The sequence below is a fragment of the Streptomyces sp. NRRL F-5122 genome (genome assembly GCF_001507435.1).
GTDB classification, from domain to species: domain Bacteria; phylum Actinomycetota; class Actinomycetes; order Streptomycetales; family Streptomycetaceae; genus Streptomyces; species Streptomyces lannensis.
In genome coordinates, this window is record NZ_LMWH01000116.1 from 354,979 (window position 1) to 375,790 (window position 20,812).

19 protein-coding genes are annotated in these 20,812 nt (G+C 70.9%); 12 read left to right on the top strand and 7 right to left on the bottom strand.

The window, feature by feature from the left end:
* The first annotated feature begins 207 nt into the window (after nucleotides 1-207).
* The 3 genes from ADL25_RS14645 to ADL25_RS14655 all read left to right on the top strand — a co-directional run bounded on the left by ADL25_RS14645 (nucleotide 208) and on the right by ADL25_RS14655 (nucleotide 2,365).
* Entirely contained in the window at nucleotides 208-708 is a 501-nt protein-coding gene (locus ADL25_RS14645; protein WP_059128134.1) for a winged helix-turn-helix transcriptional regulator, read from the top strand.
* A 92-nt stretch (nucleotides 709-800) separates the two neighbouring features.
* Nucleotides 801-1,307, top strand: coding sequence for an SRPBCC family protein (locus ADL25_RS14650; protein WP_059128135.1), 507 nt, complete (start codon nucleotides 801-803; stop codon nucleotides 1,305-1,307).
* Nucleotides 1,307-2,365, top strand: coding sequence for an LLM class flavin-dependent oxidoreductase (locus ADL25_RS14655; protein ID WP_059128136.1), 1,059 nt, complete (start codon nucleotides 1,307-1,309; stop codon nucleotides 2,363-2,365). Before ADL25_RS14650 ends, ADL25_RS14655 begins: the two co-directional genes overlap by 1 nt.
* Before the next feature lie 145 nt (nucleotides 2,366-2,510).
* Here the strand turns inward: ADL25_RS14655 and ADL25_RS14660 are convergent, their stop codons facing one another.
* From ADL25_RS14660 to ADL25_RS14675, 4 genes are all read right to left on the bottom strand, one after another.
* Complete coding sequence (locus ADL25_RS14660; protein WP_181923235.1) at nucleotides 2,511-3,431, bottom strand: NAD(P)H-binding protein; 921 nt, start codon at nucleotides 3,429-3,431, stop codon at nucleotides 2,511-2,513.
* A 124-nt stretch (nucleotides 3,432-3,555) separates the two neighbouring features.
* Entirely contained in the window at nucleotides 3,556-4,464 is a 909-nt protein-coding gene (locus tag ADL25_RS14665) for a sensor histidine kinase (RefSeq protein ID WP_181923391.1), read from the bottom strand.
* A 23-nt stretch (nucleotides 4,465-4,487) separates the two neighbouring features.
* The gene (locus ADL25_RS14670; protein ID WP_059128138.1) at nucleotides 4,488-4,844 is read right to left on the bottom strand and encodes an STAS domain-containing protein; all 357 of its coding nucleotides are present in this window, start codon (nucleotides 4,842-4,844) and stop codon (nucleotides 4,488-4,490) included.
* Nucleotides 4,845-5,458: 614 nt separating this feature from the next.
* Entirely contained in the window at nucleotides 5,459-5,788 is a 330-nt protein-coding gene (locus ADL25_RS14675) for an antibiotic biosynthesis monooxygenase family protein (protein ID WP_059128139.1), read from the bottom strand.
* 308 nt (nucleotides 5,789-6,096) lie between these two features.
* Here ADL25_RS14675 and ADL25_RS14680 point away from each other — a divergent pair, with 308 nt between their 5' ends.
* On the top strand, nucleotides 6,097-7,554 hold the full coding sequence (locus ADL25_RS14680; RefSeq protein ID WP_059128211.1) for a dihydrolipoyl dehydrogenase family protein: 1,458 nt from the start codon (nucleotides 6,097-6,099) through the stop codon (nucleotides 7,552-7,554).
* Nucleotides 7,555-7,676: 122 nt separating this feature from the next.
* On the opposite strand, the gene ADL25_RS14685 is transcribed toward ADL25_RS14680, so the two are convergent.
* Entirely contained in the window at nucleotides 7,677-8,735 is a 1,059-nt protein-coding gene (locus ADL25_RS14685; RefSeq protein ID WP_234380910.1) for a PP2C family protein-serine/threonine phosphatase, read from the bottom strand.
* Nucleotides 8,736-9,069: 334 nt separating this feature from the next.
* On the opposite strand from ADL25_RS14685, the gene ADL25_RS14690 reads away from it, so the two are divergent.
* From ADL25_RS14690 to ADL25_RS14700, 3 genes are all read left to right on the top strand, one after another.
* Entirely contained in the window at nucleotides 9,070-9,969 is a 900-nt protein-coding gene (locus ADL25_RS14690; protein WP_059128140.1) for a LysR family transcriptional regulator, read from the top strand.
* Nucleotides 9,970-10,241: 272 nt separating this feature from the next.
* A complete protein-coding gene (locus ADL25_RS14695) occupies nucleotides 10,242-10,994 on the top strand; it encodes an SDR family NAD(P)-dependent oxidoreductase (protein ID WP_107116596.1) in 753 nt (250 codons plus the stop codon).
* A 264-nt stretch (nucleotides 10,995-11,258) separates the two neighbouring features.
* On the top strand, nucleotides 11,259-11,813 hold the full coding sequence (locus tag ADL25_RS14700) for a DoxX family protein (protein ID WP_079050341.1): 555 nt from the start codon (nucleotides 11,259-11,261) through the stop codon (nucleotides 11,811-11,813).
* A gap of 181 nt (nucleotides 11,814-11,994) precedes the next feature.
* Here ADL25_RS14700 and ADL25_RS14705 read toward each other — a convergent pair whose 3' ends face one another.
* Nucleotides 11,995-12,291, bottom strand: coding sequence for a hypothetical protein (locus ADL25_RS14705; protein WP_059128141.1), 297 nt, complete (start codon nucleotides 12,289-12,291; stop codon nucleotides 11,995-11,997).
* Nucleotides 12,292-12,664: 373 nt separating this feature from the next.
* Complete coding sequence (locus ADL25_RS14710; protein ID WP_059128142.1) at nucleotides 12,665-13,270, bottom strand: TetR/AcrR family transcriptional regulator; 606 nt, start codon at nucleotides 13,268-13,270, stop codon at nucleotides 12,665-12,667.
* 607 nt (nucleotides 13,271-13,877) lie between these two features.
* Between ADL25_RS14710 and ADL25_RS14715 the strand changes: the two genes are divergently transcribed.
* The 5 genes from ADL25_RS14715 to ADL25_RS14735 all read left to right on the top strand — a co-directional run bounded on the left by ADL25_RS14715 (nucleotide 13,878) and on the right by ADL25_RS14735 (nucleotide 20,499).
* Entirely contained in the window at nucleotides 13,878-15,173 is a 1,296-nt protein-coding gene (locus ADL25_RS14715; protein ID WP_063805636.1) for a Dyp-type peroxidase, read from the top strand.
* Nucleotides 15,174-15,252: 79 nt separating this feature from the next.
* Entirely contained in the window at nucleotides 15,253-16,305 is a 1,053-nt protein-coding gene (locus ADL25_RS14720; protein WP_059128144.1) for a cytochrome D1 domain-containing protein, read from the top strand.
* 230 nt (nucleotides 16,306-16,535) lie between these two features.
* Nucleotides 16,536-17,252 carry a FadR/GntR family transcriptional regulator gene (locus tag ADL25_RS14725; protein ID WP_059128145.1) on the top strand — a complete coding sequence of 239 codons (717 nt, stop codon included), beginning with the start codon at nucleotides 16,536-16,538 and terminating at the stop codon, nucleotides 17,250-17,252.
* Nucleotides 17,249-18,643, top strand: coding sequence for a hypothetical protein (locus ADL25_RS14730; protein ID WP_079050342.1), 1,395 nt, complete (start codon nucleotides 17,249-17,251; stop codon nucleotides 18,641-18,643). The genes ADL25_RS14725 and ADL25_RS14730 overlap by 4 nt, the downstream gene beginning before the upstream one ends.
* On the top strand, nucleotides 18,640-20,499 hold the full coding sequence (locus ADL25_RS14735) for a GMC family oxidoreductase (protein ID WP_059128146.1): 1,860 nt from the start codon (nucleotides 18,640-18,642) through the stop codon (nucleotides 20,497-20,499). Before ADL25_RS14730 ends, ADL25_RS14735 begins: the two co-directional genes overlap by 4 nt.
* Nucleotides 20,500-20,812: the final 313 nt, after the last annotated feature.

Sequence of the window (20,812 nt, forward strand, 5' to 3'; positions counted from 1 at the left end):
CGACGACGGCGTGCCGCTCGCCCGGACATCACCCGCGCGGCGGTCACTCCCCTGGCCGCGTCCGATCCGCGTCCAGGACGTGCGCCCGCACCCCGTGGCGGCCGCATCCGGCAATGGGCATGGCCGGTGGCCGCGGACGGACCGGACCGGACGTCCTCGGGCGCTCACCAGCCTGGTTTCATGGCGAGACTCGATATCGTACGGAGCATGAACCGGACGTCGTTCGAGAACTGGCCGTGCTCCATCGCACGGTCCATGGATCTGCTGGGTGACTGCTGGACGCCGCTGGTGTTGCGGGAGGCCTTCTACGGGGTCAGCCGCTTCGACGACTTCAGGCAGGGACTGGGGATCGCCCGCAACACCCTGACCGACCGGTTGCGTCGGCTGGTGGACGAGGGTGTCCTGGACAGGCGGCTCTACCAGGGCGAGCCGCGGCGCTACGACTACGTGCTGACGGAGAAGGGCCGCGAACTGTTCGCCGTACTCGCCGCGATGTCGCGGTGGGGTGACCGCTGGCTGGCGGGCGAGGAGGGCGTGCCCGTCGTGTTCCATCACGACACCTGCGGCCATGACACCGCGGCGGAGGTCGTGTGCGCCGTCTGCCGCCGGCCGTTGGAGGCGCAGGACACGTCGATGCGGATGGGGCCGGGATACCCGGAACGGCTCAGGCGCCGGCCGGACGTCCGGCGCAGGTTCGGCGCCGCTTGAGCGCGTCGGGGCAGGTGCGCTCCCCTTGACACCTAGAGTCTTGTGAAGCAACTCTGGTGGTCAACCCCTTGATGACGAGGAGGCCGGCCGACTTGGAGTGGACGGGCGCACGCTACGCGGACAAACCCACCCTCGAGGTGCGGACCTGGATCGACGCTCCGCCGGAGCGGGTCTGGTCACTGGTGAGCGACATCGAGCTCATGCCGGACATGAGTGAGGAACTCCAGTCGGTCGAGTGGCTCGACGGCGCCGCCGGTCCAGCGGTGGGCGCCCGGTTCGTCGGCCGCAGCAGGCACGACGCCCTGGGGGAGTGGCAGACCACCTCACATGTCATCGAGTGCGAACCGGGTCGGTCGCTGGCCTGGGCGGTGGAGGACCCGGAACGGCCCTCCGCGGTCTGGCGCTTCCGTCTCCGGGCCAAGGACGCCGGAACCGAGCTGTCGGAATGGATGCAGTTGGGGCCGGGCCGCTCCGGCCTCTCCCTGGCCATCGACCGCATGCCGGAGAAGGAGCAGAAGATCGTGTTCGTGCGGCTGCGCGAGTTCGAACGCAACATCACCGCCACCCTGGGGGCCATCAAGAAGCGGGCCGAACACTGATGCGCACCGCCACCACCGTCGAGGCCTCCGGGGGCCAAAACTGGTCGGAGCAGACGGACTTCGTCGTGGAAGCAGAGAAACTCGGCCTGGACGTGTGCTGGGTGGCCGAGGCCTGGGGGTCCGACGGCCCCTCCGCACTCGGCTACTACGCCGCGCTCACCGACCGGATGCTGCTGGGCTCGGGCATCATGCAGGTGGGTACGCGCACCCCCACGGCCGTCGCGCAGACCGCCATCACGCTCTCCAACCTGTCCGGCGGGCGCTTCCTGCTCGGCCTCGGTGCCTCCGGCCCTCAGGTGATCGAGGGCTTGCACGGAGTGCCCTTCGCCCGGCCGCTGAGGCGTGTGCGGGAGACCGTGGACATCGTGCGCCAGGTGTTCGCCGGTGGCAAACTCTCCTACTCCGGCGCGGCGTTCAGCATCCCACTGCCCGGCGGTGAGGGCGTGCCGATGCGGCTGTCGATGCGGGCCGAGCACGAGATCCCCGTCTACCTCGCCTCGCTGTCACCGGCCATGCTGGAACTGACGGGGGAGGTCGCCGACGGCTGGCTCGGGACGAGCTTCGTACCGGAAGGCGCGGCCGACGCCTACTTCGCCCACCTCGACAACGGCTTGGCCCGCACCGGGCGCACGCGCTCCGAACTGGACGTCTGCCAGGGCGCCGAGGTTGCCTTCGCCTCCGATGAGGACGCACTCGGTGCGATGACCGCGGAGCGGAAGAAGGAACTCGCCTTCAGCCTCGGCGGTATGGGCACCGCCTCCACCAACTTCTACAACAACGCCTACAGCCGCCAGGGTTGGGCGGCGGTGGCCGCCGAAGTGCGTGAGCGGTGGCAGGCGGGCGACCGGGACGGTGCCGCCCGTCTGGTGACCGACGACATGGTCCTCGGCACGACGCTGATCGGCACCGAGCCCATGGTGCGTGAGCGGCTCGGGGTGTGGCGCGACGCCGGTGTGGACACCGTCCGTCTGTATCCGGCGGGGCGGACGGTACAGGAGCGGCTGAACACCCTGGCCAGGGCGATCGAGCTGGTGCGCGAGGTCGACGACGCCGGGTGAGAGGCGACGGGCCGCCGTCGTGACGAGGACTCGAGGCGCAAGGGCGCCTCGACGAGCGGCAGTTCGCGCCATTCCGGAGGGACAGAACCCCGGAGAACTCGCCCGAGTCCGTACGGGGCCGAGATCGGGAGTCCCCTGCCCCACGTCACGTCGCCGGGCGGAAGAGCTCCGGGTTGTCCTCGACGTAGGCCCTTACGCCCGTCGCGGGGTGGCCGGTGATCTTCTCGACGTCGTGGGTCAGGCGGTCGTAGCGGTTCTGCGCATGCAGGCGCGCCATGGTCGACAGATGATCGACGACGTGGTCGGGCAGGCCGCGGCGCCGAAGCTCGTCGACGAACTGGTCGTAGGGAGTGTCGATGTAGCTCACGGGGCGCCCGAGGACCGAGCCGAACTCCTGTGCCATGGCCGACATGTCCTGCGACACCGGCCCGGTCAGTTCGTAGACGCGCCCGACGTGCGGAGCCGGGTCCGCGAGGACGGCGGCCACGGCATCGGCGACGTCGCCGGCCGCCACAGGTGAGGTGCGTCCCGTCCCGAAGGGAAGCCGGATGGTGTCGTCCTGCGCGATCGTGGCGAAGCAGAACAGGGAGAACATCGGGTTCTCCATGAAGACCGTCGGGCGGATGTGGGTGACCGGAAGGCCGGACCAGTCGAGGACCTGCTCGATGAGCCAGTGCTCACGCTGCTGCGTCGATTCGGCCGTGCTGGTGAGGTCCATCTGGGAGACGGTCATCTGCGACATGTTCACGAACATCCTCAGCTGTCCCTGGGCACGTGCGGCGGCGGCGGTGACGAGTGCGGCCTCGAGGTACTGCGAAGAGACCCCCATGCCGAAATACATGCGGTCGCAGTTCTCCAGGGCCCGGACGACGTCCTCCGCGCGTGCGAGATCGCCCACCACCACCTCGGCCCCCGTGGAGCGCAGGGCGTCCGCGCGTTCGTCCTCCCGGTGGACGAGGGCGCGCACCCTCAGATCCCGTCGCCGCAGGTTCTTCACCACACGGTGTCCCACCGCCCCCACGCTTCCGGCCGCCCCGGTCACGAGAATCAGGGGGTTGTCGACCATGATCGCTCCCGTAGGTCCCGAATCGACTCGAGTGACCCGGACAGGGTCTCGGTGGCGGACCTGGCCAGCCTAAGCGGGGCACCGGGGTTAGGCATGTCGTCGCCCGGTCGCCGGCCGAGGGTGGTCAAGAGCCGAGGTAGAACCGGATGGTGGTCCCGGTTTCGCCGGTGTGGACACGCACCAGGTCGGCGATGTGATTGACGAGGAGCAGCCCTCGACCGCCGGGCTCGCTGGGTACCTGAGGGCGCCGGCCGGCCAGTGGATCGACGAGGCGCCCCGCGTCGTGCACTTCGCAGACGATCCGTTCGCCTTCCGTCCAGATCCGCAGAGTTCCGGAGCCGGCACCGTGGATGACGCTGTTCGTGGTCAACTCGGCCACCGCGAGGGCCAGATCGTTCAGCAGCCGTCCGTCGAGGCCCGTCCGTCCGCCGTACCGGACGGCGAACTCGCGTGCCCCGGCGAGCTGACTGCTGCTCTCGAAGTGGTACGTCTCGGCGTCCGGCGGAACGGGAAGGACCTCGTTGTAGCGTGCGACGACGAGTTCGGGGCTGTAGGCGGCCGAGGCGGTCTCACCGGCGCCGTCGATCACCAGCGGATGTGTGGCAAGGGCGTCGTCGAGCACACGCGGGTCGAGTCCGTCGGTGTCGTAGGGGCACAGAATCGTCACCTCACGCTCGACGAACGCGGCGTTGATCAGCGCCTCGTGCTGCGCGCACGCCGGGTACTCCAGATGGCTGCGGCCGGCCCAGACGGGCTCACCGATGATGCGCACACGGCCGGCGTCATGGGCGTCGGCGAACCTGCGCAGCACCCCCGGAATGATCCACCCCGGGTTGCGGCCGGCCCGGGTCATGTCCACGAAGTGCACCTCGTCGGCGCGATCAGCGAGATGGTGTCTGATCAGTTGGAGGTGCTCGGGCGGGGTGGCGACGGCGACCGGCTCCGCCGCGGCCAGACCGGCCAGGACGAAGGGAACCGTGCCTGCCAGGAACTCCTGCTCGCCGCGATAGAACAGCGCCGGATGCACGAACATCTCATCCGTGGTCACAGCGTTGGTCACGGTGTCACCTCGATCCCACCCAGCTCGGGCCAGCAGACTGCGAGTACGCGCGCCAACTGCGGCGGCGGTCGGTGAACCACAATCCTCCGCCCCCCGGACAGAGACTGCGCGGCCACCGCCAGATCCGTCACTCCCGCCACGTCGATGAAGGTCACCCGGGACAGGTCCACATGAAGGCGGTCCGCACTGCTCCGCACCAGCCGGGCGAGCGCCTCCCGCCAGGCGGTTCGGGTGTCGAGGCCGATCTCCCCGATCGCGCGCACGCCGGGGCGCCCCATCAGCGGATACACCTCCAGCCGTATCCCGCCGCACCACGACGCGACGGAATCCCCCGCCTCGACTGAGACATCCACGCTCCCACCCCTCGGTCTTCCCACCCTTGCAGCGACGGCCCGGCACGGCCTGCCCGGACCCATGAGGGTCACCCGCCGCAGCGGCCCTTCTTCTGCCGTCTGCCCGCTCTTCGCCGCTCTGTGTATGCCCAGTGCGAGCAGCGCAGTCCCACTGTGGCGCCGCCGCTTCGCGGAGCCGGCATCCCCCAGATACTCGTCGAGCGACGGGCACGGAGTGATGGGGCTCGGCGTGGGTAGACGCCACGCCGCGAGGGCGGGAGCGGGGCGGCGTGGTCCAGGGGAGGACACACGTCGCCCCCGTCGCCCGAGGGTCCGTCCGACGTGGTGAAACGGCCGGACCGGCGACGCTCCCCGGTGCGTGCCGTGCGTTGGGTCGTTCCGTCTGGGGCGGTTGGCCCAACCGGGTGATTGCGTCGGTGCTTTCCGGCTGCCGGTGCCATGGAGCCGGTGAAGCACATCGGCTCCACCGGCTCAGGTCGCATCGGCCGGGTTCCATGCCGCGTGTCACGCGGTACGGGGTGGGCGCGCAGCCGCGCGAAGCTGCGATAAGGGGCCGGTGCCCGCGGTCCCGTATGTGCCCCGAAGGCCGTGGTCCAGATGCGGCGGCGGCCCGCCTACGCGTTCTTCGGCGCCGCCTGCTGGACGACCTCGAAGGACCACAACGTCGACCCACTGGCCGCCGGCTTCGGCCGCTCGCCACCTTCCCCGCCGGCGCCCTGGTGGGCTGCCTTCATAGGTCCTTCCAACCACGCCTGGAAGGACTCCTCGTCACGCCACCGTGTGTAGACGAGGTAGTCGTCGGTGCCCTCGACCGGCCGGAGGAGTTCGAACCACTCGAACCCGTCGGAGCTCTCGACCGCGTGGGCACGTGAGGCGAAGCGCTTCTCCAGCGTCTCCCGCTGCTCGGCCGGGACGGTCAGTACGTTGATCTTGACTACGCTCATGGCCCCATCCTGCCGCACGAATGTGTGCGGCAGGCGAGTGGCTCGCACACGGGCCGGTCGCGCCGTCCGTGACGGTGGATCGGCGCTCACGCCAGGCGGCCCGTTTTCCCCTGTGCGTCCAAAAGGGGCGCTTGTGGCCGCTGTTCGTGAGACCCATGGCCCGGCTGTGGTGACCGCCGGACTCCGCGCGGTTACATGGGCCGAAAGCGGAACGACGCACTTCCACGCCCGGAACGACCCGTCAGACCAGCCGCCCCGGGTCCATGGACCGCAGTTGCTCCGCCGCGATCACGATGCGAGGGAACACGATGAGTGAAACAGCGGAGAACCAGGCAAGCGACACCTATGACGTCATCGTGCTGGGTGCCGGTCCGGTCGGTCAGAACGTCGCCGACCGGGCCCGCGCGGCCGGGCTCACCGTGGCCGTCGCTGAGCGGGAACTCGTGGGCGGCGAGTGCTCGTACTGGGCGTGTGTGCCGAGCAAGGCACTGCTGAGGCCGGTCATCGCGGTCGCCGATGCCCGCCGTGTGGACGGTGCCCGGCAGGCGGTCACAGGTGATCTGGACACTGTTCAGGTGTTCGCCCGCCGCAATCACTACGTCTCGGACTGGGACGACTCCAAGCAGGCGGAGAGGGTCAAGTCCCTCGGCGCCGACCTGTTCCGGGGGCATGCGCGCATCGACGGCCCGCGCCGGGTCACGGTGACCCGGGACGACGGCGCCCGGCACACCCTCACCGCGCGGCATGCGGTGGCCGTCGCCACCGGCAGCCTGCCTCTCCTGCCGGAGATCCCCGGCATCCGGGAGGCAAGGCCCTGGACGAACCGGCACGGGACCGACTCCAGCACGGTGCCCGGCCGGCTCGCGATCGTGGGCGGCGGCGGAGTCGGGGTCGAGATGGCGACCCTGTGGCAGGGACTGGGCTCGCAGGTCACTCTTCTCGCCCGCCGCGGGCTGCTGCCCCGGATGGAGTCCTTCGCGGGGAAACTGCTGGAGCGCGGTCTGACCGAGGCGGGTGTGGACGTACGGATCGGGGTGCAGGTCACCGCGCTGCGGCGCTCGGACGCAGGCGGGCCGGTCACGGTCACCCTGGACGACGGCAGTGAACTGGAGGCGGACGAGGTCATGTTCGCCACGGGACGCATCCCCGCGACCGAGGACATCGGCCTTGAGACGGTGGGGCTTACCCCGGGGGCGTGGCTGGACGTGGACACGACGTGCCTGGTCCGCGGGGTGGACGGGCATTGGCTGTACGCGCTCGGGGACGTCAATCACCGGGCTCTGCTGACCCACCAGGGCAAGTACCAGGCCCGGACCGCGGGTGATGTCATCGGGGCCAGGGCGGGTGGCCTCGCGGTGGACGACTCACCGTGGGGCGATCATGCGACCACGGCCGACCAGCACGCCGTTCCCCAGGTGTTCTTCACCGACCCGGAGGCGGCCGCGGTGGGTGTGACCGCCGAGCAGGCGGCCGCCGCCGGACACCGCATCAAAACCATCGATCTCGACTTCAACGCCGCCCAGGGAGCCAACCTCTACGCCGACGGCTACCAGGGGCATGCCCGGATGGTGGTCGATGTCGACCGGGAGATCCTGCTCGGGGTGACGTTCGTCGGTCCGGGAGTCAGCGAGCTGCTGCACTCGGCGACCGTCGCGGTGGCCGGGGAGGTCCCGCTCAAGAGGCTGCGGCACGCGGTGGCGTGCTTCCCGACCGTCAGTGAGATCTGGCTGTTCCTGCTCGCCGCCTACCAGCGCGCCCAGGACTGACCGGTCCCGCAAGGTCGGGTTTCCGGGTCGTTCACGCACGGCGGGCCGATCCCGGGCAGGCCGCTGCCCTGCTCACTGCACCGGCCTGTGGCGGTGCGGACGTCCGAGGTGTTCGGCGGACGTCACAGGCGCCGTGCCGTCGGAAGCACGCAGGGTCGCACCGGCGACTCGTCCCGCTCCAGCACGATGAGGGCCATGTCGTCCGCGTGGCACCCGCCCGAGAACTCCCGGAGGTCCTCGCGGATGGTCCGCACGAGCGTCTCCGGGCGCTGCTCGGTCCAGGCGGTCAGTCGCTCCACCAGCGGGTAGAAGGCGCCCTGTTCGTTCCGGGTCTCGCTGACTCCGTCGGTGTACAGAAGCAGCCGGTCGCCCGGGGCGAAGCGGAAGGTGACGGGCGTGTGGGTGGACTCGGCCAGAGCTCCGAGCCCCAGCGGGGGCGCGGGGTCACGGACGTCGATGGGCAGGACGGCGCCGTCGTGCAGCAGGAGCGGAGGCACATGGCCGAAACTGAACAGGCGCGCACGGGGCTCATAGTCCGGGATCTCCAGGACGGCGGCCGTCACGAAGCGCTCCCCGGGCCACTCGGCCGTCTCCGGGCCGGACGTCTGCGCCAGGTCCCACCGCACACTGCGGTCCAGGGCGGCGGCCAGGTCGGAGAGTGTGGAGTACTGGTTCGCACCGAAGCGGAACGCGCCGAGGACGGCCTGGATGTCGCCGATGGCGTCGAGCCCTTTACCGCGGGCGTCCCCGATGATCAATCTGGTCGCCCCGGCCGTGCGGACCAATGCGTAGAGGTCGCCTCCGATACGGGCCTCGGCCTCCGCGGCCACATACGTGGAGGCCAGATACACCGGTCCTGAACGCCGCGGCAGCGGGCGCATCAGAACGGCCTGTGTGGCCTCCGAGACCCGGCGGACTCCGGCCAGCTGGCGCTGCTGCTGCTCCCTCACCCGGGTGACGATCAGGAGCAGGAGCGAGAACAGAACCAGGGACAGCAACTGCACCAGAACGTTCTCGGTGGTCAGTGCATGCCGCTCGGCACCCGCGGCGATGAGCGCCGCCACGGCGAGTCCGGAGAGGGCGGCCGTGCGGCGCGTGTCCGCGAAGGCCGTGGAGAGCGCGAGCGGGACCACGAGAAGGTACGCGAGATGGATGTCCGGCGGTAGGAACAGGTCTGCCACGGGAACGGCCACGATGGGGACGGACCACAGGACAACCCACCTGTACCCCCGCCAGAGGGTGGGGGGAGTGTTCGTCGCCAACGGCAGCCAGCGCTGCATCCTGCTCCTTCGTGGGTGCACCCGACGGGCGGACTTGCCCCGCGAGGCGGCCCGCCGACTCCGACGGACCGCGAGTGGCCACTGCAGGGCACCCGGTACCCCGCCTGGTGCTCCGTATAACCTCTCTAATCCGAAAATTCATGGCCAGAGGGTCATTCATTGTGGCGATATGGGATATAAGGCCAGCTTCTGGCCGTGGTGGCTGGAGCGACCGCTCCCATGGTGCGATGGGTGCATGGAGTTGCGGGAGTTGCACGCCTTCGTGGCCGTGGTCGAGGAAGGCGGCTTCTCGGCCGCGGCCCGGCGGTTGCATGTCAGCCAGCCGGCACTGTCCCAGACGGTCGGTGGTCTGGAGCGGCAGCTCCGGGTGAAGTTGCTCGTGCGCAGTAGTACCGGCGTACGTGCCACCGACGCGGGGGCCGCCTTGCTGGGGGAGGCGCGTGCGGTGCTGGCCCGGCACGATCAGGCGCTGCGGAGGATGGCCCGGTTCGCCGGCGGGGGCGGCGGTGTGCTGCGGATCGGCATTCCACTGGAGTTTCCTTCGCGACTGCTGACCCCCGCGCTCGGTGAGCTGGCCGAGGCCTGCCCTGACACCCGTGTGCAGGCGCGGCATCTGTCCACGACGGAGCAGTTGTCCGCGTTGCACGACGGCGAGCTCGATGTGGGTCTGCTGCGGGAGCGGCCGATCGGGCAGGAGTTCGACGCGATGCTGGTCAACAGAGAAGAACTCGGGGTGTTGCTGGCCGCGCCGCAGGCGGCTGAACTGTCCGGACCGGAAGGGATCGCGCTCGATGCGCTGGCCGGTCTGGAGTGGCTGGCCTTTCCCCGGGCGGACAGCCCCGCCTGGTACGACGAGCTGACCGCGATTCTGCGCAGCCACGGCCTGGACCCGGGGGCGCAGGCGCCACAAGGGCAGCGGCTCATCGCGGAGGTGAAACTCGCGGCCGTCAGTGCGGGACGGGCCTTCGCGCTCGCTCCGCCGGACTGGCCGCACCCGATTCCCGGCAATGTGGCGTGGTCGCCGCTGGCCGGGCATCCCATCGTCCGCCGGACATGGGCCGTGTGGCCGGCCGCCTCCCGTCGTCAGGATCTGGGGCGCCTGATCGCCGCGTTCGAGCAGCCGTCGCCTGGCTGACGCCTGCCGACGGCGCAGTCCAATCGCCGCAGTGCCGGCATGGGGCCGTCTCCACCGTGCGGATCGGGTCCAGCGAATACCGGGGACCTTCCCGGGGAAATCGCAGATTCCGCGAGGGCAGAATATTTATCTTTGGTCGCCATAACCGATCCCTGTGGCCGCGAGTGGTCGGAAATCTGCGCTGTGTGATGGCATGGGTCCATCGCAATCAGGCGGTTTCGCCGGGCTCGGGAATCAGAGCCCGGGGATTCGGAATAACGAAAGGCGTCATCATGAATTCGCTGTCCCTCGCGGAAAACGTCGCGCTGGTGACCGGCGCGACCAGTGGCATCGGGGCCGCGACCGCGCTTGCCCTGGCCGAGCGGGGAGCCCATGTGCTGGTCGCGGGCCGCGACCAGCAGCGCGGTGACGCCGTCGTGGAGACCGTCCGGGGGCGGGGCGGCAAGGCGGACTTCGTCGCGGCCGACCTCCGCGGTGCCGAGTCGGCACGGCAACTGGCCCGCCGCGCCACCGAACTGGGTGGGGGCCGGGTGGACATCCTGGTGAACAATGCGGGGATCTACCCCTTCGGGCCCACCGACCGGTTCACCGAGGAGGAGTTCGACGCCGTCTACTCGCTGAACGTCAAGGCGAAGTTCTTCCTGGTCGCCGAGCTCGCACCGCGCATGGCCGAGCGCGCCAGGGGCGCGATCGTCAACGTGAGCACCATGGTGTCCGAGTACGGTGTGCCCGGGATGGCGCTGTACGGCTCCAGTAAGGCCGCGGTGAACCTTCTGACGAAGTCGTGGGCGGCCGAGTACGGGCCCAGCGGAGTACGTGTCAACGCTGTCCTCGTCGGCCCGACGAGGACCGAGGGAACCGCGCCCATGGGGGACGACCTGGCGGGCCTCGCCGCGCAGGCCCCGGCCGGCAGGCCGGCTTCCCCCGAGGAGATCGCGGCAGGCATCGTCTACCTCGCGAGTGACGCGGCCGGTTTTGTGCACGGCGCCGTGCTTCCCGTCGACGGCGGTCGCACCGCGGTGTGATGCCGATTTTCCCAGTGTGGATGGAATGCCACCGGATCTGGACTGCACCCAGACTTGGAGACCTTCGGGAATTCCGCACCCCGACGGTGTCTTCGAAATCTCGTTCTCGGAAGCGGAGGCGTGCGAAGGCGATGCTTTCGGGGAAGGCTGAACAGAGGTGGCCGGCGTTCTGCCGAGACATACAGACGTTCACCGGCGACCATGAATCCGTGCCTTTTCGCACAGGTTTCGGTCACGTCTCCGCGTCGTGGGCGGAGCACCGATATGGAGAAGCAGGGTTCGGACCGGCCGCCGGCTCCGACTGAGCCGGCCGCACGGCACAGCGCTGGATCGGCGAGGCTCGCCGGCGACTGGGGCCTGCTGCTCATCCGGCTGACCTTCGGCCTGCTCCTGGCCGGGCACGGTGCCCAGAAGCTCTTCGGCCTGTTCGGCGGCCAGGGTCTGAAGGGCGTCGGCAGGGGATTCGCAACCCTCGGTTATCACCCGGGAGAGGTCTATGCGGCGATCGCCGGCCTTTCCGAGTTCCTCGGCGGCCTGGGGTTCGCTCTGGGGCTGTTCACCCCGCTCGCGGCCGCGGCCCTCATCGGCGTGATGATCAACGCGATGGTGTCCGTCACCGCGGCTCATGGGCTGTGGGACCGGGACGGCGGGGTCGAGTACAACGTCTGCATCGCCGTTGTCGCCCTCGCTGTCGCCGCCACCGGTCCCGGCCGACTGGCCCTCGACCGGTTCTTCCGGTGGGGGGAGGGTGGCTGGGCCGCGGCCGCCTTCGCCCTCGGGATCGGCGGCGCCGCCTCCGCCGTCGCCCTCGCACTCTGAGGCGGCCGTCGGCGGCCGGTGACGGTCGGAGGGCCCTCGACCTGTTCGTCCGCGAGGGGTACGGGCCGAGGGCCGAACGCCCGGCGCGCCGCCATGCGGCCTGCCGCCCGGTCCCGGCCCGGTACCGCGGTGCGTGCGCGTGACGGGAAACCCGCACGCACGGCCGTCTCGCACGGCGAAATCACGGATCCAGGTCGTAGGTGCGGACGAAGCTGTGCGGGTCGCTCCAGCGCCCGGCGGTCGCGGCCGACCAGTCGGGCTCCCAGCCAGGACGTATCCCGCGTGCCACCCAGCCGTCCGGCCGCATGCGGGGGATCTCGAGTCCGGCCTGCCGTGCGGCGACGGCGGCGGCGTAGACCTCCTGCGCGAGGCGCAGCGCGCTCGCGGGGCTTTCGGCTCGGCCTGTGAAGACGTGCACTCCGCGGAGTCCGTCGCCGTTCGTCGTCGGGACGTCGACCTCGTAGACCGCCAGGGTCATGACGTCGGTCTCCTTTCGTGGTGGTGGTACCGGCAGGCTCGCCGCGGTCGTCCGGCCGCGACCGGAACGGGTGGCGCGCGATGGACCCCGCGTCCTGCGGTGACGACGACGGCCACGGCGCCGTCGTCCTTGCCGTGGCCTGCTGTGGTCACTTCGTCCGGGCGCCTTGGCGAGCGGCGGTGCCGCCCCGCGGCGTGGGCCCGGTCGAGCAGGGGCGAGGCGTCCTCGCTCGCGTGGTTCCGTCCTCGGCGGATCACGCGGGAGACCTCCGGTGTGGGTTGTCTGCCCTCCTTGAAACTGAACGTTTCGTTTTCCACCCCACTCAACGTTCGGGAGGCGGGCGCAATTCCCGTTAGGACACCTAATTTAATTTTTATGTCGGTTCGTTGTGATTCGCCCGATTCAGGCCGCTCAGTGCGACGCGGACGACCTCGTCCGCCGCCCGTTCGTCCAGGGGTGCGTGGCCGGCCAGCATCCGGTACACCAACGGCCCGAAGAAGAGATCGAGAGCGACGTCCGGGTCGACGTCGTCGCGCAGTTCGCCCCGCAGGACACCGCGGTCCCAGATGGCCCGCACCACGCCCCGCCGGGAGGTGACGAGCTGCCCGAGCAGATCCGAGTCCTCCGTCGGATCACTCTGAGCCCCCGCCAGCAGCTGCGCGAAGATCCGCCCGATCGGGCTCGCATAGAACCGTGCCATGCCGCGCACCGTGAGACGGAAGTCCTCGGCCGCCGAGCCGGTGTCCGGGTCAGGTGACTGGGCATTCATCTGCGACAGGAAGGCCTCGAGGGCGACCGCGTACTTGTTCGGCCACCACTTGTAGATCGTCGCTTTGCTGACTCCGCTCAGGGCGGCGATCCGGTCGGTCGTCGCCGCGCGCAGTCCCCCTTGCTGCAGCAGTTCGCCGCACGCGGTGAGGACGGCCCGCCGCGCCGGTTCGCTGCGTGGGCGACCGGCCTTCGGCACCTGAGAGGGCATGATCCTCCTCCGTCGTGAGTGGCCACGGGCGGCGTCGTCCGGCAGGGGTGCTCCGCGCCCCGTCCGGCACCACGCCGTCGCCGAGGCGCCGACCCTGTCGGAGAGCGACCCCCGTGCCACGGGGCCTCCACCCGGGCGGCCGCACCGCCGAAGCATCTACGACACTCGCCCGCGGGTCCCGAGGTGCCGAGTGCGCGGCGTGCACGATGTCCGCCGCCCACACCGCGGGAGACGATCCCGCATCATCATCGTCCACGGACTCCGGACCCGCCCGTCCCCGTCGCCGCGCAGCTCACCGGGCACACCCGCTCGCGTCGTCCTCGGCAGGGCGCACGGCACGAGGCAGACGGCGGACGACACCGGGACGGGCCGGGGAGCCGGCGTGCTCTCCGGGGCAGTTCGGCGCCCTCACCCGCATGGGCGCCTCCCGAGTGGCCCGGGTGCGTGGCGCGGATATGTTTCGACTAGCGAGCACCTGCGTGACCGAATCCGCAGGTCAGGACCTGATTGGTGCAACTGTGAACTGTTGCGCCGCTGTCCGGCCGACTGCGCGACATCCATCGTCATCGGCGCGGTCCGCCGTCTGCCCCTATCCATGAGGACAACCATGACTGAGGAAAGTTCCCCGGCCCTTGAGCGGGAGTGGAGCGACGGCGGGTGCCCGGTGGGCCCCTTCGCCCGACGGTCGTTCCTCCATGCAGCCGCGGCAGGTCTTGCGGGGGCGACGGCGGGCACCGTCCTGGGTGACCGGGAGGGACAGGCGGACATGCCGGGCGCGGTCGCGGCGCGGGCAGGTGCGGTTCCCTTCCAGGGTCAGTACCAGGCAGGCATAGCCACCCCACCCCAGCAGGACGCGATATTCCTCTCCTGCGACGTGACGGCCGACGACAGCGACGGGCTCACCGAGCTGTTTCGCACGCTGACCGACCGGGCCCGCTTCCTCACGGCCGGCGGGACGCCGCCGAAGGTGCCGCCCAACTCGGTGCCCTCGGACAACGGGATCGTGGGACCGACGGTCGAGGCGGACAACCTCACTCTCACCTTGTCACTGGGCGCTTCGCTCTTCGACGACCGCTATGGGCTCGCCTCGCGCAAGCCGGTCCAGCTCGTCACCATGCAGCCCTTCCTCCACGACGAACTGAACCCCTCGATCTGCCACGGCGACCTGCTGATCCAGATTTGCGCCGATCACCGCGACACGACCGTGCACGCGCTGGTCGACATCCTCAACAGCACCAAGGGCGCCATGAAGCTGCGTTGGCGTCTCGACGGCCTGCGCAATCCGCCGCGCCACGACCGGGTCCGCCGGGACTGGTTCGGTTTCAAGCACGGCATCACCAATCCGGACACCGCGGACACCGGCCGGATGGACCAAGTGGTCTGGACACAACCGAAGTCGGCCGAACCGGACTGGGCGGCGGGCGGCACCTACCACGTCGTGCGCATCGTCCACTTCTTCATCGACGCGTGGCAGAAGGTGCCGGTCGCCCAGCAGGAGCGGATCTTCGGTCGGCGCAAGGTGAGCGGTGCGCCCGTGTACGCCACGTCCGACGACGCCTCGGACCGCATGGTTCCCGTCTACACCAATGATCCGCAGGGGCTGCTCACGCCGATCAACTCCCATATCAGGCTGGCCAATCCGCAGACGCCCGAGACCGCGGCCACGAGCGCCGTCCTGCGCCGGGGCTACGACTACGACCACAGCCTCGATGCGCGGGAGCTCGACCTGGGTCATGCATTCGTCTCCTTCCAACGCGAACTCAACACCTACATCGCCATGCAGACCCGGCTGGAGGCGGAGGCACTGGTGCCCTACATCAGTCCTCGCGGCGGCGGCTACTTCTTTGCGGTACCGGGCGTGCGCGACGCACACGACTACTTCGCCAGCGGTCTGCTGACCTGACGGCCGGCACAGCACGGCCCCGGCGGGACCGCCCGGTACGGGCACGGCCGAACCACCAGCGACACGCACAGGAGGCGCGATGTTCCCTGCCCCGCGGACCGGAGCCCGCCGCGCCGCCGGACGCGGCCGCGGAAGACGCCGGCCGGCCCTCGCGGTCGGCGCGGCCCTCCTGCTCACCTCCTGCACATCGGCCGCATCCGGTGGTGCGGTATCGGAATCCGGGCCACATGCGGCCGCGGACCGGGCGGCAGGCGGGCGCGTGTACGTCACCAACCATTTCGACAACACGCTGTCTGTGATCGACGCCCGCAGCAACAAGGTCGTCGCCACCGTGGACGCGGGGGTGGCGCCCGAAGGTGTCGCGGTCAGCCCCGACGGTTCACGGGTGTACGTCGCCGACAACGGTGCGGCGCGGATCTCGATACTCGACACCCGTACCAACAAACTGACCGGCACCGTTCCGGTCGGAAACAACCCGACCGACGTCGCCGTGAGCCCCGACGGCAGATTCGTCTATGTCGCCAACGGCGGCTCGAACAGCGTCTCCGTGCTGGACACCCGGACCGACCAGGTGACGGCGACCGTCCCGGTCGGCCGTTCCCCCGCGAGTGTGGCCCTCAGCCGGGACGGAGCAACTGCCTATGTGGCGAACCTCGGTTCGGGGAACCTGTCGGTCATCGACGCCCGTACGCTCCGGGTCACCCGCAACGTCCCCGCGGGCCGTACACCGGCAGGGGTCGCCCTCACCCCTGACGGTGAGTCGGCCTATGTCGCCGACGAGACGGCGGCGAAGGTGCTCGCGATCAACATCCGGACGGAGGAGATGACCACGGTGCGGGTGGGCGGTGCCCCCTTCGACGTGGCGGTCGCCCCGGACGGCCGGACCGCCTACACGGCCGATATCGGCCCGGGCAGCATCTCCGTCGTCGACATCGGAGGCCACCGTGTCGAGGCGACCGTCGCCGTGGGCACCGCGGGCACCGATCCCTTCGATATCGAGGTCACCGACCACGCGGTGTACGTCACACAGCCGGGAGCGGACGCGCTCACCGTCATCGACCCCCGGACCCGCAAGGTCATCGCCAGGGTCCCCGTCGGCAACAGCCCCTACGGCGTTGCGGTGAGCCCCTGACGACTCTAGGAGCGGGCAGGCCGAGAACGCCGCCCGTCCTCCGCAGCGCGCGCCACCGATCGAGCGGCCGCCGGTTCCGCCCTCGTCGAGGCCCGGCAGGCCGGGGGGGTTGAGCGGGTCGCGTGTGATGGGGGATGTCTCCTTCTCCTGGTTGCCGCTCTATTGACGCCGTGTCAAAGACGGTGGTTCAGTGGCTCATCCACTGAACCACTGAGTCGTTGGGGGCCGGGGTGGAAGCACTGCCACGCGAGACGATCGTCGACGTCCTGGAGAAACGGCTGCGCGAGGACATCCTCGCCGGGCGTCATCCGGCCGGGAGCTATCTGCCTCCCGAGCGTGAACTCGCTGACGGATTCGGGGTGACCCGCACCACCCTCAAGCACGCTTTCGGCCGTCTGGTGCACGCGGGACTGCTGGAGACGCGGCACGGAGTGGGTACCCGGGTACGGGATTTCCTGCGGCTGGGCGGCGCGGACCTGCTGCCGATGCTCGTGCGTCACAGCCCCGACTGGATCGGCGAGATCTTCGAAGTGCGCCGCAGCATCGGCGCGTTGATCGCGGAGCGCGCGGCGTCCGGTGCCACGGCGGCGCAGATCGCCGAACTCCGCCACTTGCTGGCGGCCGTCAGGGACGCGGAGGGCGGAGAGCCCGTACAGCTGGCGGACGTGGAGGTGCACCGGGCGCTCGCCCGGGCCACCGGCAACCGGGTGTACGTACTGCTGACCAACACCCTCTTCAACGCGTACCTCCCCGTGCGCGCAAGCCTGGCCGGGCCTTTCGAGGATCCGCGGGCAGCCCACGACCGGCTGGCACCCGTCGTCGAGGCCGTGGCGACCGGGGACCAGCGGGCGGCGCACACGGCCGCGGGCGACTATCTGTCCGCCACCGAACGCATCATGCTCGAGGGCCTCGCCCGCTCGAGGGGACATCGTGGCGGTGCCCGATGACCTCACGCGGAACGGTGTTCAAGGAGACGATGCTCGGCCGGGTACGCATGGCCGACGAGGACGGCGACCGACCAGTGCGGCTCGATCTGCTGGCCCGCGCCGACGCGGTACTGCTGCCTCACCGGACGACTGCGGCACAGCTGACCGGGCGGATACGGATAGCGGGACGGGCGGACGACGCCGAAGCCGTCGGCGAGTTGGAGATCTCGCCCCTGGCGCGCCGCAGGATCCACTACCGGATCGCTTTCACCATGGAAGGCCGGCGCCTCACCCTGGACGGCTGGAAGTCGGTGTCGCCCAGGCGTCCGCTCACATCGATGACCGTACTCCCGTACACCCTCTACGAGGACGGCCACCGTGTCGGCGAGGGCACCCTGCGCTTCCCGCTGACCACCGGCCTGTTGCCCTTCCTCGCGAGTTTCCGGTTCCCCCGCGCCGCGGAATCCCGCGCCGACCGGCACCTGGCGTCGCGCTGGGACGGCGCACCGGGGCGGACCGAGGTCTGGTACACGACTGTGACCGATCCCGTGACGGACAGCGGGATCTGGCTGCACCACGAAGTGGTGGCGCCCTCCGACGGTTCCCCCGCCTATGCGCACGGCTGGGCCGCCGTCTTCCCCAAGGACGGCCCGGCCGAACACGCACGCTTCGGCCCCGTTCCGTGGGCGGGGCATCCGGAGGGCTTCTCCGCCGGGGACATCAGCGCAGGCTCCGGCCGACTCGCCGGTTCCGCCGGATCGTTCACCTGGGCGCTCACCGAGCGGGGCGAGGGTCCACCGCTCCACACCTTCCCCGGCTGGTCCTGGCGGCGACCCTGGCTGCCGGCCTCCCACATGCTCCCCGCCGTCCGCGCCCGCTACAGCGGGACGGTGCGCCACGGCACCGACGAGCTGCGGCTCGACGGTGCTCCCGGAGCCGGCGCGCGCATCTACGGCCACGGCAACGCCCGCCGCTGGGCCTGGCTCCACGCCGACCTGGGCGGCGGCGACGTACTGGAGATCGTCGCAGCGGTGTCCATGCGGCGGGGTCTCGACAGGCTGCAGCCCCTGGTCTTCCTGCGCCTGTACCGAAACGGCAGGACCTGGCCACGGCGCGCGGAACGCTCCGCCGTGGGCTGGGCGGGAATCGGCCGGTTCCGCGCGGACATCGGTCTGCCCGAGTGGCGGGTCAAGGGCAGGGCGGGCCTGAGCCGCATCGCGGTGACGGTGACCCAGCCGCCGGAGCAGACACTGACGTTGGACTACACCGACCCCGACGGCTCTGCCGCGGTCTGCCGCAACACCGAGAGAGCGGACGCGGTGGTCACCCTGGAGCGCTGGTGGGGCACCTGGCGGCGGGAGGCCGGATGGCGGCTGTCGGGCACCGCGCATGCGGAGGTCGGTGACCGATGACCTTGCGAAGCACCGCCGCCCTGAAGGGACTTGTCGCCGCGCTGCTGGCCGACGACGGCACCACCGCGTGGACCCGGTCCGTGCCACGCAGGGTGGAAACGCTGCTCGACACCATGCCCGCGCCGGCTCGCACCGCGGTGCGCGGTGCGGCGGCCGCCGTCGACGCCTACGCCGTCGTCCGGACGGGCAGGCGGCTGTCCGCACTCGGACCCGCCGAGCGGGAGCGGGTCGTGGCGTCGCTGGCTTCCCGCCGGGCCCTGCTGCCGCTCCTGGAGGCGGTCAAGGTACCGCTGCTGCTGGCGGCCGGTACCGAACGGTCGCTGCACCACAGCCCCACGCCCGAGGCGCCCGCGCCCGACGACCCGCCGCTGGACTGCACACCTTCCCGCGAGTGGCCCACACGCTCGAGTGCCGACGCCGTCGTCGTGGGATCCGGGGCCGGCGGCGCCATGGCGGCCCGCACACTCGCCCGGGCCGGCCTCCGTGTCGTCGTCCTCGAGGAGGGTGAGCACCACACCACCGCGTCGTTCGGGCGACGGGCTCCGCTCGACCGCTTCACCGACCTGTACCGCGACGGCGGTGCGACGATCGCCCTCGGCACCCCCCCACTGGTCCTCCCCGTGGGCCGCGCCGTCGGTGGCACCACCCTCGTCAACTCCGGTACGTGCTACCGCACTCCGGCCCACGTCCGCACCCGCTGGCTGGACCGTCACGGATTCGCCGCGGCCGAGGACCTCGAGGCCCACCTCGACGACGTCGAACGTACCCTGCGGGTGGCGCCCCAGCCGCTGGAGGTGCTCGGCGACAACGGGCTGCTCGCACTCTCCGGAGCGAAGGAGCTCGGCTGGACAGCAGCGCCCCTGCGCCGCAACGCCCCCGGCTGCAAGGGCTCGTGCCAGTGTGTCGTCGGCTGTCCCACCGGCGCAAAACAGAGCGTCCAGCTTTCCGTGCTCCCCGAGGCCTGCGCGGCTGGCGCCCGTATCGTGACAGGCGCCCACGTCCGGCGCATCCTTGTCGACGGCGACCGGCCGGGCGGCCCACGGGCCGCCGGGGTGGTGGTGCGCCGCCCGGACGGCAGCGAGCTGGAGATCCTCAGCCCGCTGGTCGTGGTCGCCGCCGGGGCCCTTCATACGCCGCCACTGCTGCGCCGCTCCGGCCTTGGTGGACACCCGCGGCTGGGCCGCAACCTCAGCGTGCATCCGGCGACCAGTGTGGCGGGTCGGTTCAGCCGCCACGTCACGAGCTGGAAGGGCGTCCTGCAGAGCGTCGGGGTGGAGCATCTGCGCGAGGACGGCATCCTGATCGAGGCGACCGCGGCGCCCCCCGGCATGAGCTCGTTCGTGCTGCCGGGCGTCGGACGCGAACTCCGCCGCGAACTGGAGGAGACGGAACACCTGGCGACGCTCGGGGCCATGATCGCCGACCGTCCCTCGGGCCGCGTCCTCGGGCAGAACCGCACCCTGCTGCGCTACGACCTGGCGCCGTGCGACGCCGACCGCCTGCTCCGTGCCCAACGGGCCATGGGACGCCTGCTGTTCGCGGCGGGCGCCGAGGAGGTGCTCACCGGAGTGCCGCAGGCACCGCGCGCCCGCACCCCGGCTCAGCTGGAGGCGGTGCTGGACACGGTGACCGCGCGGCATCTGCATGTCTCCGCGTTCCACCCCACCGGAACGGCGGCCGGCGGAGCCGACCCCGAGCGGTCGCCGGCCGACCCGGACGGTCGCCTGCGCGGTGTGCACGGGGTGCTGATCGGCGACGGTTCCGTGCTCCCCAGCTGCCCGGAGGTGAATCCGCAGCTGAGCATCATGGCGGCCGCCCTGGCTGTCGCCGAGCGATACACGGCGGGGACGTCGTGAGCCGTCGTCGCCGGCGGCAGGGGCGCGCGGACGAAGGGCCGGCACACCGGCGGCCGCTCTCTGTGTCCCGGCCGTCGGCGACGGCGCTCAACACCCGCGACCCTGCAGGCTGCGCCGGGAGCGCGGAGACGGCACAGCTGACCGTCCCGTGCGCGTACGGACCGCCGTCCGCCGCCTCGACGGTCCGGGCTTGCGCGGTCACGGTCGTACCACCCGGCTCAGCCGGCTTCGAGCGCCGACGGCGCGTGGGCCATCGGAGTGGCCGAGCGTACACACACGACGGCGAGTGCCCTTCAGGCAGCCTCGGCCTGAC